Annotated in this window: 11 protein-coding genes and 3 tRNA genes; all 14 read left to right on the forward strand. The window is 60.0% G+C overall.

Annotated elements, in window-relative coordinates; genetic code table 11:
* The first annotated feature begins 13 nt into the window (after nucleotides 1-13).
* The 14 genes from JFV26_RS00190 (at nucleotide 14) to JFV26_RS00255 (ending at nucleotide 13220) form a co-directional block, all read left to right on the forward strand.
* Nucleotides 14-637 carry a phosphoribosylanthranilate isomerase gene (locus JFV26_RS00190; protein ID WP_201188661.1) on the forward strand — a complete coding sequence of 208 codons (624 nt, stop codon included), beginning with the start codon at nucleotides 14-16 and terminating at the stop codon, nucleotides 635-637.
* A gap of 355 nt (nucleotides 638-992) precedes the next feature.
* Nucleotides 993-1913 (forward strand): acetyl-CoA carboxylase, carboxyltransferase subunit beta, encoded by a 921-nt coding sequence (gene accD, locus JFV26_RS00195; protein WP_201188663.1) that lies wholly within the window; start codon nucleotides 993-995, stop codon nucleotides 1911-1913.
* Nucleotides 1910-3217 (forward strand): bifunctional tetrahydrofolate synthase/dihydrofolate synthase, encoded by a 1308-nt coding sequence (gene folC / locus JFV26_RS00200; RefSeq protein ID WP_201188665.1) that lies wholly within the window; start codon nucleotides 1910-1912, stop codon nucleotides 3215-3217. Before accD ends, folC begins: the two co-directional genes overlap by 4 nt.
* On the forward strand, nucleotides 3201-3848 hold the full coding sequence (locus JFV26_RS00205; protein ID WP_201188667.1) for an SPOR domain-containing protein: 648 nt from the start codon (nucleotides 3201-3203) through the stop codon (nucleotides 3846-3848). Before folC ends, JFV26_RS00205 begins: the two co-directional genes overlap by 17 nt.
* Nucleotides 3849-4134: 286 nt before the next feature.
* The gene (locus JFV26_RS00210; protein WP_201188669.1) at nucleotides 4135-4695 is read left to right on the forward strand and encodes a CvpA family protein; all 561 of its coding nucleotides are present in this window, start codon (nucleotides 4135-4137) and stop codon (nucleotides 4693-4695) included.
* Between the two features lie 41 nt (nucleotides 4696-4736).
* Nucleotides 4737-6242, forward strand: a complete 1506-nt coding sequence (purF, locus tag JFV26_RS00215; RefSeq protein WP_201188671.1) for an amidophosphoribosyltransferase — start codon at nucleotides 4737-4739, stop codon at nucleotides 6240-6242.
* Between the two features lie 64 nt (nucleotides 6243-6306).
* Nucleotides 6307-7518: an O-succinylhomoserine sulfhydrylase gene (locus JFV26_RS00220; protein WP_201188673.1), complete on the forward strand. Its 1212-nt coding sequence runs from the start codon at nucleotides 6307-6309 to the stop codon at nucleotides 7516-7518.
* Nucleotides 7515-8291, forward strand: a complete 777-nt coding sequence (locus JFV26_RS00225) for an SDR family oxidoreductase (RefSeq protein WP_201188675.1) — start codon at nucleotides 7515-7517, stop codon at nucleotides 8289-8291. Before JFV26_RS00220 ends, JFV26_RS00225 begins: the two co-directional genes overlap by 4 nt.
* Before the next feature lie 255 nt (nucleotides 8292-8546).
* Nucleotides 8547-8622, forward strand: a tRNA-Val gene (locus JFV26_RS00230).
* Nucleotides 8623-8677: 55 nt separating this feature from the next.
* Nucleotides 8678-8754, forward strand: a tRNA-Asp gene (locus JFV26_RS00235).
* A 93-nt stretch (nucleotides 8755-8847) separates the two neighbouring features.
* Nucleotides 8848-8924 (forward strand) — tRNA-Asp (locus JFV26_RS00240).
* 348 nt (nucleotides 8925-9272) lie between these two features.
* Nucleotides 9273-9782, forward strand: coding sequence for a sigma-70 family RNA polymerase sigma factor (locus JFV26_RS00245; RefSeq protein WP_201188677.1), 510 nt, complete (start codon nucleotides 9273-9275; stop codon nucleotides 9780-9782).
* A gap of 35 nt (nucleotides 9783-9817) precedes the next feature.
* Nucleotides 9818-10729, forward strand: coding sequence for a FecR domain-containing protein (locus JFV26_RS00250; protein WP_201188999.1), 912 nt, complete (start codon nucleotides 9818-9820; stop codon nucleotides 10727-10729).
* 67 nt (nucleotides 10730-10796) lie between these two features.
* Entirely contained in the window at nucleotides 10797-13220 is a 2424-nt protein-coding gene (locus JFV26_RS00255) for a TonB-dependent receptor (protein WP_201188679.1), read from the forward strand.
* The last annotated feature ends 267 nt before the right edge of the window (nucleotides 13221-13487 follow it).

A 13487-nucleotide genomic window follows, 5' to 3' on the forward strand; every position in this document is an offset into this window, starting at 1 on the left:
GGGTTCTATCGACATGTCAGCCGTTCGCAGCAAGATTTGCGGGATTACCCGCATAGAAGATGCGCTGGCGGCAGTCAAGGCCGGGGCTGATGCCATCGGGTTTGTGTTTTACGCCAAAAGCCCGCGGGCGGTGACGTTTGCGCAGGCGAGGGCGATCATCAAGGCCTTGCCGCCGTTCGTGACCACCGTGGGTTTGTTCGTCAACGCCAGCCGCTGCGAACTGGGCGAAATCCTCGACGCGGTGCCGCTGGACCTGTTGCAATTTCATGGCGACGAAGACGCTGCCGAGTGCGAAAGCTGGAATCGGCCTTACATCAAGGCCCTGCGGGTCAAGGCCGGGGATGACATCGCGGCGGCGTGCGATGCCTTCCCAGGCGCCAGCGGTATCCTGCTCGACGCCTATGTCGAAGGCGTGCCGGGCGGAACTGGCGAAGCGTTCGACTGGTCTTTGATACCGCCAGGCTTGAGCAAGCCGATTATCCTGGCCGGCGGCCTGAACCCCGAAAACGTCGCCGAGGCGATTGCCCGGGTTCAGCCCTATGCGGTGGACGTCAGCGGTGGAGTCGAGGCGAGCAAGGGCATCAAGGATCACGCAAAGATTCAGGCATTTATAAAAGCAGTACGCAGGAGCCTGTAGGTGCGCCTGGGAGCCTGTAGGAGCCTGTAGGAGCTGACGAGTGAAACGAGGCTGCGATCTTTTGACTTTGTTTTTTTTGCAAGCAAGATCAAAAGATCGCAGCCTCGTTTCACTCGTCAGCTCCTACCCAGCTCCTACCCAGCACCTAGTAAGCTCCTACGTTGATGTGACGGCTGGCAGACTGCCGCCGTCCACAGCACTGTAGAAAAGAGGCTGAGGGTTTTTGGGTGGTACGAAGGTCAGTTTCACTGGCCCGGCTTCCCGCGATCATCGCCACACACATGAATTTAGCTCAAGGGCATACGCGGGGCTGCGAACCAAAGCGTTCGGGCCGCCGGTACTGGAGAAAGAAAGCATGAGCAACTGGTTAGTAGACAAACTGATCCCTTCGATCATGCGTTCCGAGGTCAAGAAGAGCTCGGTGCCTGAAGGTCTGTGGCACAAATGCCCGTCTTGCGAGGCTGTGTTGTATCGTCCGGAGCTGGAAAAGACCCTGGATGTTTGCCCCAAGTGCAACCACCACATGCGTATCGGCGCCCGCGCCCGCATCGATATTTTCCTCGACGCCGAAGACCGTGCCGAACTGGGTGCGGAACTGGAGCCGGTTGACCGTCTGAAATTCCGCGACGGCAAGAAGTACAAGGATCGCCTGACCGCTGCGCAAAAGGCGACCGGTGAAAAAGACGCACTGATCTCCATGAGCGGCACCCTGCTGGGCATGCCGGTGGTGGTCTCGGCGTTTGAGTTCTCCTTCATGGGCGGTTCGATGGGCGCCATCGTGGGTGAGCGTTTTGTTCGCGCCGCCAACTACGCGCTGGAAAACAAGTGCCCGATGATTTGCTTCGCTGCCTCCGGCGGTGCGCGGATGCAGGAAGCCCTGATCTCCCTGATGCAAATGGCCAAGACCTCGGCGGTATTGGCGCGCCTGCGTGAAGAAGGCATTCCGTTTATCTCGGTACTGACCGACCCGGTCTACGGCGGCGTTTCCGCCAGTCTGGCGATGCTGGGCGATGTGATCGTCGGCGAGCCAAAAGCCCTGATCGGTTTCGCTGGTCCGCGTGTGATCGAGCAAACCGTGCGTGAAAAACTGCCGGAAGGCTTCCAGCGCAGCGAGTTCCTGCTGGAACACGGCGCGATCGACATGATCATTCACCGTCAGGAACTGCGCCCACGTCTGGGCAACCTGCTGGCACAAATGATGGGCCTGCCGACGCCGAAATTCGTCGCTGCGCCAATCGAGCCAATCGTGATTCCACCGGTACCTGCGAACATATGACCGAGCGCACCCTTGGCGAATGGCTCGCCTACCTTGAGCAGTTGCACCCTTCGGCCATCGACATGGGCCTGGAGCGCTCGCAACAGGTAGCGTCCCGCATGGGACTGGGCAAGCCGGCGCCTCGGGTGATTACGGTCACCGGCACCAACGGCAAAGGCTCGACGTGTGCGTTTGTGGCGTCATTGCTGCGGGCGCAAGGCCTGAATGTCGGTGTCTACAATTCTCCGCACCTGCTGCGTTACAACGAGCGGGTGCAGGTCAATGGCGTCGAAGCCACTGATGCCGAACTGTGCAAGGCCTTTGCGGCGGTCGAAGCCGGCCGCGGCGAAACGTCCCTGACCTACTTCGAAATGGGCACCCTGGCGGCATTCTGGCTGTTTCAGCAGGCCAGTCTGGATGCGGTGGTGCTGGAAGTCGGCCTGGGCGGGCGTCTGGACACGGTCAACGTGGTCGACGCGGACATGGCGCTGGTCACCAGTATTGGTGTCGATCACGTCGATTACCTGGGCGATACCCGTGAGTCCGTGGCCTACGAGAAGGCGGGCATCTTCCGTCAGGGCGCGCCTGCGCTCTGTGGCGATCTGAATCCTCCCCAACCCTTGCTGGACAAGGCGCGCGAGCTGGCTTGCCCGTTTTTCCTGCGTGGGCGCGATTTTGATCTCGGGATCACCGATCACAACTGGCAGTGGCGTGGCGTTGACGCTCAAGGGCGTGTCGTCGAGTTGCATGATTTGCCGTTGCTGGATCTGCCGATGGAAAACGCCGCGCTGGCATTGCAGGCTTATCTGTTGTCAGGTTTGCCGTGGGTTGATGCACAGATTGTCGAAGCGCTGAAGGCGACGCGGATCGTCGGTCGGCTGGATCGTCGGCAGTTCAACTGGCAGGGCAAGCGCCTGAATTTGTTACTGGATGTGGGGCATAACCCGCATGCGGCAGAGTATCTGGCCCGGCGCCTGGCCAGTCGGCCGCCGGTCGGCAAGCGTCTGGCGGTGTTCGGATTGCTGGCGGACAAGGATCTGGATGGTGTGGTCGGCGAATTGAGTGCTAGTGTCCAGTCATGGGCTGTTGCGCCGCTGGATTCGCCGCGAGCACGTCCCGTTGCAGATTTGCACGCGGCGTTACAGAACCTTGGCGCTTCGGTAGCGTCGTATGACAGTGTGGCGGCGGCCCTGGAAGGGCAATGCGCGCTGGCGACGAGTGACGATGAGATAGTGTTGTTCGGATCATTTTATTGTGTTGCCGAGGCCCTTGAATGGTTGGCCCGGCGCTCCACGGAGGAAGCGGCAAATGGCTTTGCTGGATAAGGCATACAAACAGCGTATGGTCGGTGCCCTGGTGTTGGTGGCGCTGGCGGTGATTTTCTTGCCGATGCTGTTTTCCCGTCAGGACGAACAGCGTCAAGTGACGGTGCAGGCGCCGTCTGCGCCGCAAGCCCCTTCGGTGGCGCAAGTACAGGTCGAGCCGGTGGTGGTGCCTGAACCGCAAGCCTTGCCCCAGGAGCCAGTGCCAAGCGACGACGAGATTGCTGATGATCAGGCACCGTCGATGCCAATCACCCCGGCGGCCCCGGTGGCGCCAGCCGCCAAACCGGTTGCGCCGGCGCCTGCGCCTGTTGTGAAGCCGGCACCGGCCCAGCCGATTGCTGCTGCACCGGCCAAGCCGGACACCACCCAGAGCCGCGTCGATGCCAATGGCCTGTCGATCAGTTGGTCGGTGCAACTGGCCAGCCTGGCGAGCCGCGCAAGCGCAGAAAGTCTGCAGAAAACCTTGCGCAGCCAAGGCTACAACGCCTATATCCGGACTGCCGACGGCAAGAATCGGGTGTTTGTCGGGCCGCTGATCGAGCGTGCAGAAGCCGATCGCCTGCGTGACTTGCTGGGGCGCCAGCAGAACCTGAAAGGTTTTGTCGTGCGTTTCCAGCCTGAGCGCGGTTAAACCGACGCCCCAATCAATGTTGTAGCAGCTGTCGAGCCCGCGAGGCTGCGTCCGGCTGCGAAGCAGGCGTAAACCCCGAATACACGGTACCCCTGCTGTACCGCGGGGCCTGTTTTGCGACTGCTGAGCAGTCGAACGCAGGCTTCGCCAGCGGCTACAAGGGTGGTTGCGGTTCCGGCAGGGATTAACACGATTACCCCGATTTGAAATGCACTGACAATCGCAGCTTACCGATAAGCACGGGCTCTGCTAAAATGCGCCGCCTTATCCGTCTGTAGGCTGCACTGTGCCATTTACCTGGGTTGATTGGGCGATCGTTGCAATCGTCGCCATCTCCGCATTGATCAGTTTGAGCCGCGGCTTCGTCAAAGAGGCATTATCGCTGGTGACCTGGATCATCGCAGGAGTCGTCGCCTGGATGTTCGGTGGTTCATTGTCCGAGTACCTCGGAGGGTACATCGAAACGCCATCGGCTCGCATTATCGCGGGCTGCGCCATCATGTTTGTCGCCACGTTAATCGTAGGCGCAATGATCAATTATCTTATCGGCGAGTTGGTTCGCGTTACCGGGCTATCCGGGACCGATCGATTCCTCGGCATGGCCTTTGGCGCCGCGCGTGGCGTGTTGCTGGTGGTCGTGGCGGTCGGGCTGTTGAGCCTGGGGCCGGTACAGCAGGACAGCTGGTGGAAAGAATCACAGCTCGTGCCAAAATTTTTATTGGTCGCAGACTGGTCCAAAAACCTGATCCTTGGGTGGAGCAGTCAGTGGCTTGCCAGCGGTATCAGCGTACCCGCTGAATTACCGTTCAAGGAACATCTCTTGCCGACGGCCAAAACGCCTCAGTGAGTTGTGTTCAGTTCAGATCCATTAAGTAGGGGTTGCGTCGCATGTGTGGCATCGTCGGTATCGTCGGTAAGTCGAACGTCAATCAGGCGCTGTATGACGCGCTAACCGTGCTCCAGCACCGCGGCCAGGACGCTGCCGGTATCGTGACCAGCCATGATGGCCGGTTATTCCTGCGCAAGGACAATGGCCTGGTGCGTGACGTGTTCCATCAGCGTCACATGCAGCGCCTGGTCGGTCACATGGGTATTGGCCATGTGCGTTACCCGACCGCGGGCAGCTCGACTTCGGCCGAAGCTCAACCGTTTTACGTCAACTCGCCTTATGGCATCACGTTGGCGCACAACGGTAACCTGACCAACGTTGAACAACTGGCCAAGGAGATTTACGAATCTGACCTGCGCCATGTCAACACCAACTCCGATTCGGAAGTGCTGCTCAACGTGTTCGCTCACGAACTGGCCCGGCGCGGCAAGTTGCAGCCCACCGAAGAAGACGTATTCGCTGCCGTGACTGACGTGCACAACCGTTGCGTCGGTGGTTACGCAGTCGTGGCGATGGTGACCGGTTACGGCATCGTCGGTTTCCGCGACCCGCATGGCATCCGCCCGATCGTTTTCGGCCAGCGTCACACCGACGAAGGCGTCGAGTACATGATCGCCTCCGAAAGCGTGTCCCTGGACGTGCTCGGTTTCACCCTGATTCGCGACCTGGCACCGGGCGAAGCGGTCTACATCACTGAAGACGGCAAGCTGCACACCCGTCAGTGCGCGACCAACCCGTCCCTGACCCCGTGCATCTTCGAACACGTCTACCTGGCGCGTCCGGACTCGATCATCGACGGCGTCTCGGTCTATAAGGCCCGTCTGCGCATGGGCGAGAAACTCGCCGAGAAGATCCTGCGCGAGCGTCCAGAGCACGACATCGATGTGGTCATCCCGATCCCGGACACCAGCCGCACTGCGGCTCTGGAACTGGCGAACCACTTGGGCGTCAAGTTCCGCGAAGGCTTCGTGAAGAACCGCTACATCGGCCGGACCTTTATCATGCCGGGCCAGGCGGCACGGAAAAAATCCGTACGCCAGAAGCTCAACGCCATCGAACTGGAATTCCGCGGCAAGAACGTGATGCTGGTGGACGACTCGATCGTTCGCGGCACTACGTGCAAGCAGATCATCCAGATGGCTCGTGAAGCTGGCGCGAAAAACGTCTACTTCTGCTCCGCAGCGCCGGCCGTTCGCTACCCGAACGTCTACGGCATCGACATGCCAAGCGCTCACGAACTGATCGCCCACAACCGTTCGACCCAGGACGTGGCTGATCTGATCGGCGCCGACTGGTTGATCTATCAGGACTTGCCTGACTTGATCGAAGCGGTCGGTGGCGGCAAGATCAAGATCGAGAACTTCGATTGCGCGGTGTTTGACGGCAAGTACGTTACCGGCGACGTCGACGAGGCTTACCTGAACAAGATCGAGCAGGCACGCAACGATGCCTCCAAGGTCAAGACACAGGCAGTCAGTGCGATCATTGATCTGTATAACAACTGAGTAACTACCGGCCCTGAGGGGCCGGTTTTGTATCTACTAAAAGAGCAAGGCAAGGAGTGACAGCATGAGTCAGGATTGGGATGCCGGTCGGCTGGACAGCGACCTCGATGGCGTAGCGTTCGATACCCTGGCCGTACGCGCCGGTCAGCACCGTACGCCGGAAGGCGAACACGGTGATCCGATGTTCTTCACTTCCAGCTACGTATTCCGTACCGCTGCCGACGCCGCGGCACGTTTTTCCGGTGAAGTGCCGGGCAACGTTTACTCGCGCTACACCAACCCGACCGTGCGTGCGTTCGAAGAACGTATCGCCGCGCTGGAAAGCGCCGAGCAAGCGGTGGCCACTGCCACTGGCATGGCCGCGATCATGGCGGTGGTGATGAGCCTGTGCAGCGCCGGTGACCATGTGCTGGTGTCGCGCAGCGTGTTTGGCTCGACCATCAGCCTGTTCGAAAAGTACTTCAAGCGTTTTGGCATCGAAGTCGACTACGTACCTCTGGCGGACCTGTCCGGCTGGGATGCGGCGATCAAGGCCAACACCAAATTGCTGTTCGTCGAATCGCCATCCAACCCGCTGGCCGAATTGGTGGACATCGCCGAGCTGTCGAAAATCGCTCACGCCAAGGGCGCGATGCTGGTGGTCGACAACTGCTTCTGCACGCCTGCCTTGCAGCAGCCGCTGAAACTGGGCGCCGACATCGTCGTGCACTCGGCGACCAAGTTCATCGACGGCCAGGGCCGTTGCATGGGTGGCGTCGTGGCCGGTCGTAGCGAGCAGATGAAAGAAGTCGTCGGTTTCCTGCGCACCGCCGGGCCGACCCTGAGCCCGTTCAATGCCTGGATCTTCCTCAAGGGCCTCGAAACCCTGAACCTGCGCATGAAGGCGCACTGCGCCAACGCTCAGCAACTGGCCGAATGGCTGGAGCAGCAGGACGGTATTGAGAAGGTCCACTACGCCGGCCTCAAGAGTCATCCGCAGCACGAACTGGCCCGGCGTCAGCAGAAAGGCTTCGGCGCGGTCGTGAGTTTTGAAGTCAAGGGCGGCAAAGAGGGCGCCTGGCGCTTTATCGACGCCACCCGACTGATTTCCATCACCGCCAACCTTGGCGACACCAAGACCACCATCACTCACCCGAGCACCACTTCCCACGGCCGTTTGGCGCCGCAAGAGCGTGAAGCCGCGGGCATCCGTGACAGCCTGATCCGCGTTGCGGTCGGCCTGGAAGACGTAGCAGACCTGCAAGCCGATCTGGCGCGCGGGTTGGCTGCCTTGTGATCGAGTTGTCCAGCCCGGCTACGGGCACCCATGGCCGCGTTGCGCTGGTCACCGGTGCCGCGCGCGGCATCGGTCTGGGCATCGCGGCCTGGCTGATCAGCGAAGGCTGGCAAGTGGTGCTGACGGACCTGGACCGCGTGCGCGGTTCGAAAGTGGCGAAGGTGCTGGGCGACAACGCCTGGTTCATCGCCATGGACGTCTCGAACGAAGGGCAGGTGGCGCTGGGCGTCGCCGAAGTGCTGGGGCAGTTTGGGCGTCTGGATGCGTTGGTGTGCAATGCGGCAGTCGCCGATCCGCACAACATCACCCTGGAAAGCCTCGATCTGGCCTACTGGAATCGCGTGTTGGCGGTAAATCTCAGTGGGCCGATGTTGCTGGCCAAGCACTGTGCGCCGTATCTGCGTGCTCACAACGGCGCAATCGTCAACCTGGCCTCGACCCGTGCCGGGCAGTCGGAACCTGACACAGAGGCTTATGCGGCGAGCAAGGGCGGATTGTTGGCCCTGACTCACGCATTGGCGATCAGTCTGGGGCCGGAGATCCGCGTTAATGCGGTCAGTCCGGGCTGGATCGATGCGCGGGATCCGTCGGCGCGGCGTGCTGAACCGTTGACCGACGCCGATCATGCCCAGCATCCGGCGGGCAGGGTAGGGACGGTCGAGGACGTCGCGGCGATGGTGGCGTGGTTGTTGTCCAGGAACGCTGGGTTCGTTACGGGCCAGGAGTTTGTGGTCGACGGCGGCATGACCAAGAAGATGATTTACAGCGAGTAATGTGGGGGGGGAGCGATCAGCATTGATGTTGAATGTGCCGCGCTCATCGCGAGCAGGCTCACTCCCACAGTAGCGCGTGTTTCTTCGGGCAGAATGCATTTCCATTGTGGGAGCGAGCCTGCTCGCGAAAACGGTCTGACTGCTGCCGGTGTCGTCGGGAATGACACGATTTTGTCTTTTTCAGAAAAACTTCAATCCTGCTATTGACTTAGGTTCGCTACCTGCGTAAATTTCGCGGCCTCGGAGATGCAAACCGGGTGATTAGCTCAGCTGGGAGAGCGTCTGCCTTACAAGCAGAATGTCGGCGGTTCGATCCCGTCATCACCCACCACTTCCGAGAGTCTTGCGAAAGCAAGATGGAAGCTTTTAAAAGCCTCCACCGACGCGCAGCGGTAGTTCAGTCGGTTAGAATACCGGCCTGTCACGCCGGGGGTCGCGGGTTCGAGTCCCGTCCGCTGCGCCATATTACCGAAGCAGGTTTTTACCTTCTTCGAGATTGAAAAGCCTCGAAGCTTTCAGTCAGACGAGTTACTTGGACGCAAGTCCAAAGCGATACGCAGCGGTAGTTCAGTCGGTTAGAATACCGGCCTGTCACGCCGGGGGTCGCGGGTTCGAGTCCCGTCCGCTGCGCCATATCTGCCTCAAGGCCCGCTGAACGCCTTGGAGCTACGAAGAAAGCTGCTGGTTTTTGCCAGTGCTGATTCGAGTCGATAGCAAAGACCCTGGTCGAAAGACCGGGGTTTTTTGTGTCTGCGATTTGGCTTTTCTCTTCTTCCTCCCTCCGAATATTCACCGCTCGACGATTTTCCTCAATCACCCGCAGCCCCGATTAACCGGTGCCTGCGCGGCCGACATGCCTGTCCGTCCTGCTTTTTTCTATTTTTTCCTGGATACAAATCGCACAAAGCACTTGGTTTGAAGTCTCAACACTAATTAGAATGAGTCGCATTTAAAATATTTCTTCGCGCAGGGTTTCTTTCGATGAGTGATGCAGCGATGCCGACGGGGCAAACCTTCCACGACCTGTACCGCGACCACCGTGGCTGGCTCGAGGGCTGGTTGAGACGACGCATGGGCAATGGCCATGATGCGGCGGACCTCAGTCAGGATACGTTTGTGCGTTTACTCGCCAGTTCCCAGCGCATTGCTGACCTGCAAGAACCCCGAGCCTACCTGGCAACAGTCGGCAAACGCCTGCTGAGCAACTTCTACAAACGCCGCAGCCTGGAGCAGGCCTACCTCGGTGCACTGGCGTTGTTGCCTGAGGACTGCGTGCCGTCCCCCGAGCAGCGCTGGATTCTGCTGGAAACCCTGCAAGCCCTCGACGAATTGCTCGATGGATTGCCGAGGCCGGTGCGACGGGCGTTTCTCTGGAGCCAGCTCGAAGGCCTGGGCTATCAAGAGATCGCCGAGCGCCTGCAAGTCTCGGAGCGCACGATCAAGCGCTATATGGCCCAAGCCTACGAGCATTGCCTGCTGGTGGAACTGTGATCGGTTCGGCACCGTCGGCCGAAGCCCGCCAAGTCATGCGGGCCGCCGCGCAATGGCTGGCGCTGATGGAATCCGGTTCTGCCAATGAGCGCGATCGTGCCGAGCTGCAGAGCTGGCTCGATAGCCATTCCAGTCATGAACAAGCCTGGCAAAAAGCTCAACTCTTGCGCCAGCGCTTTGCCGACCTGCCATCGGCCCTGGCCATGGCCAGCCTGGATCGGCCGCAAGCCAGTCGACGCACCGTTCTCAAGCGCGCTGTCGGCGCGGTGGCGCTGGTGCCGGCAGCGTGGCTGATCAGTCGGCAGTTGCCGCTGGATGTCTGGCGCGCGGATTTGCGGACCGCGACCGGGGAGGGTAAGAAAGTCCGGTTGGCCGATGGCAGTTCGCTGCAATTAGACACGGCGAGTGCCGTCGACATCGACCTGAAGAATCGGCGGCTGAAACTCGTAGAAGGTGAGATAGCACTAAAAGTCCCCGGCACCTCACCGTTGACGATCCGGACGCACTTCGGGGACGTCCTGGTCAGTCAGAGCGATGTGTGCGTTCGTCAGGGCCAGTCGGGCTGCAAAGTCTCGGTGCTCAACGGCACGGTGCAATTGCAGCCATTGCGCGGGCCGGTCTTTTCGTTGCGCGGTGGTCAGCAAATCAGCCTTCTGGCGGCGGGTGCCGGCAACGTGGAGCCATTCGACGTACTCGCCCCAGGCTGGCGCGACGGCGTGCTGATGGCGCAGAACCAGCCTTTGGGGGATTTCCTGCGCGAACTCAGCACCTACCGCCCGGGCATCTTGCGCTGGGAGCCGGAACTGGAGTCCCTGCGCGTCACCGGCAGTTTCCGTCTGGAAGATACTGATCGTGTCCTGGCGCTGTTGGCGGCCAGCCTGCCGTTGGAGGTGCATTCGCGTACGCGTTATTGGGTAACGCTGCTGCCGCGCAAAAATATTGTTTGAAGCGTGTCCCCTTTTTTCGCGTCGTTTGTCATTCAAGGCAAGTGAAACGAAATCAGAGAGATTATCAATGCCCGCAGTGATGCCTTGCAGTACGCGTCTGGCTTCTTCCAGGCTACGCCCGTTGTTGCGCTTGAGCCTGTTGTTGAGTTTGAGTGCCTGCCCGTTGTTCATCACGGCCGGTTGGGCCGACGACGTGTCACGGCGCAGTTATCAGGTGCCGGCCGGCAGCCTCAGCGCAGCGCTGACTCGTTTCGCCGGGCTGTCCGGGGTCAATCTGTCAGTGGATCCGGCGCTCGTCAGTGGTCGCACCAGTCCTGGTCTTTCCGGGGACTTCGCGGTCGAAGAGGGTTTTGCCCGACTGTTGCAAGGTTCCGGTCTGCAACTTCAGTCGGTGGGTGAGCAAGCCTACATCCTGACGCCAGCACCAGAAAGCGGCAGCCTGCAACTGGCGCCGACCTCGATACTCGGTGCCACGGGCGGGACGGAAGGCGAAGTGTATGCCGGCGGCCAAGTCGCGCGCCGTGGGTCGCAAGGCTTGCTGGGCTCCAAAGATTTCATGGAAACGCCGTTCAGCATGACCACCTACACCAGCGAGACGGTCAAAAACCAGCAGGCTCGTACCTTGGGCGATCTGGTCGCCAGTGATCCCTCGGTTCGCGCGACCAACCCGGCAGGTGGCCGCTATGAGCAGTTCACCATCCGCGGGCTCAGCCTGTTCAACAGCGATGTCGCCTACAACGGCCTCTACGGCGTCTTGCCGACCTACACGATCGACATGGAGATGGCGGACCGCGTCGACATCCTCAAAGGCCCGAGCCAGCTCATCAACGGTATCTCGCCGCGGGGCAGCGTCGGTGGCGGGATCAACGTGGTGCCCAAGCGCGCAACTGACGCGCCGATCACTTCGTTCACCACCAGTTACGCGTCCAACAACCAGATCGGTGGTGCCGTGGATATCGGCCGGCGCTTTGGTGAAGACGACAAGTTTGGTATTCGTTTCAACGGCGTGAAGCAGTCCGGTGACACTGAATGGGATCACCAGAGTGTCGACCGCGACATGGCTGTGCTGGGCCTGGATTTTCGCGGTGAACGCCTGCGGCTCTCGACCGATATCGGGCACACCGAGCGTGATACCAACGCCCCGCAGGAGCGTGTGATCGTCGGCGCTAACGCACAGGTTCCCCATGCCAGCGAAGTGCGCAGCAACTATGCACAACCCTGGAGCAAGGCGCGGACCAAGGACACTTTCGGCACGGTGAGCGGCGAGTTCGATGTCAGTGATTCGATCATGCTTTATGGCGGTGTGGGCGCGCGTAAAAGCAATCACGACTTTCTCCGTCATGCCGTTTCGGTTACCAACGATGCGGGTGATTTCAGTGTTCAACCCCGTGACTTTACCCGTGACGAAAATGTCCGGACGGCCAACGTGGGCGTGCGCAACTGGTTCCATACCGGCCCGGTGAGTCATGAAGTCAACCTGGCGGCCAACTACTTCTACATGGACTTCGAAAATGGCGGCGCCCGTTATGCCTCGTCGCCCAGCAACCTCTACGACCCGGTGGAAACCCCAACGCCTGACATCGCCACCCGACAGGATTCGAAGGTCTACACCGAGAACCGCTTTAGCGGCGTGGCGTTGTCCGACACCTTGGGTTTCTTCGATGACCGCGTGCTGCTGACCCTCGGCGCCCGCTGGCAGCGGGTGAAGGTTGACGACTGGACGGATAATGTCAAAGGCGACACGGCCTACGATGAGGAAAAGGTTTCGCCATCGGGCGGCATCCTGTTCAAGGCTACCGACAAGCTGTCGCTGTACGCCAACTACATGGAAGGCCTGAGCCAGGGCAAGATCGCGCCGTCGACCTCGGTGAACGAGGACGAGATCTTCCCGCCATTCATCAGCCGGCAGGTCGAGGTGGGTGCCAAGTATGACGCGGGTCCGTTCGCGGTCACGGCGGCGGTGTTCCGGATCAAGCAGCCGGCCTACGAGACCAACGCCACGACGCGGGTCTTCGGCCCGAACGGCAAGCGCGAAAACACCGGTGTGGAAGTCAGCATGTTCGGCGAACCGCTCGACGGTTTCCGCTTGCTCGGCGGGGTCATGTACATCGACAGTGAGTTGAAAAACACCACCAACGGCACTTTTGATGGCAACCGCGCGCCTGCCACGCCGAAATACAACGTCAACCTGGGCGCCGAGTATGATGTGCGCTCCGTGCAGGGCCTGACCCTGACCAGCCGCGCCATCTATTCCAGCTCGCAGTATCTGGACCAGTCCAACGTCAAGGAAATCGACGCCTGGACGCGTATGGATGTCGGCGCTCGCTACGCGTTCAAGGTCGATGATAAGAACATTACCCTGCGCGGCAACATCGAAAACGTAGCGAACAAGCGCTACTGGAGTTCGGCCGGCGCCTCGGATGACAGCGAGCCTGGCTTGACGCTCTCGACCCCACGAACCTACCTCCTTTCGGCGACTGTCGATTTCTGAATCGATTCAACGTGCGTTGCGCCACAGGGAAGGGCGCCGCCGTGTTGTTTCTTCAGCTCAATACTGTAGAGGAAGAATCCATGCCCATCATGAACGATCGCGATACTGACCTATAAGTTAATACCTGTTCGAAGGTACTAGAAAAGTTGTCAGTTTTATAACAAAAGCATGGCCGGATAATGGCACTGATAATCTTATGATCAAGTTTTAATAACTTGTGATGGAGTGTGCGTGAACGGTTTTAATGACCGATTATCAAGTTGTGTA

Source organism: Pseudomonas sp. TH31, assembly GCF_016650815.1.
In the GTDB taxonomy this organism is placed as follows: Bacteria; Pseudomonadota; Gammaproteobacteria; order Pseudomonadales; family Pseudomonadaceae; genus Aquipseudomonas.

Excerpts from the sequence above, each read along its gene's own strand:
- JFV26_RS00190 (WP_201188661.1), top strand. The coding sequence starts at position 14 with ATGTCAGCCGTTCGCAGCAAGATTTGCGGGATTACCCGCATAGAAGAT.
- accD (WP_201188663.1), top strand. The coding sequence starts at position 993 with ATGAGCAACTGGTTAGTAGACAAACTGATCCCTTCGATCATGCGTTCC.
- folC (WP_201188665.1), top strand. The coding sequence starts at position 1,910 with ATGACCGAGCGCACCCTTGGCGAATGGCTCGCCTACCTTGAGCAGTTG.
- JFV26_RS00205 (WP_201188667.1), top strand. The coding sequence starts at position 3,201 with ATGGCTTTGCTGGATAAGGCATACAAACAGCGTATGGTCGGTGCCCTG.
- purF (WP_201188671.1), top strand. The coding sequence starts at position 4,737 with ATGTGTGGCATCGTCGGTATCGTCGGTAAGTCGAACGTCAATCAGGCG.
- JFV26_RS00220 (WP_201188673.1), top strand. The coding sequence starts at position 6,307 with ATGAGTCAGGATTGGGATGCCGGTCGGCTGGACAGCGACCTCGATGGC.
- JFV26_RS00245 (WP_201188677.1), top strand. The coding sequence starts at position 9,273 with ATGAGTGATGCAGCGATGCCGACGGGGCAAACCTTCCACGACCTGTAC.
- JFV26_RS00250 (WP_201188999.1), top strand. The coding sequence starts at position 9,818 with ATGCGGGCCGCCGCGCAATGGCTGGCGCTGATGGAATCCGGTTCTGCC.
- JFV26_RS00255 (WP_201188679.1), top strand. The coding sequence starts at position 10,797 with ATGCCCGCAGTGATGCCTTGCAGTACGCGTCTGGCTTCTTCCAGGCTA.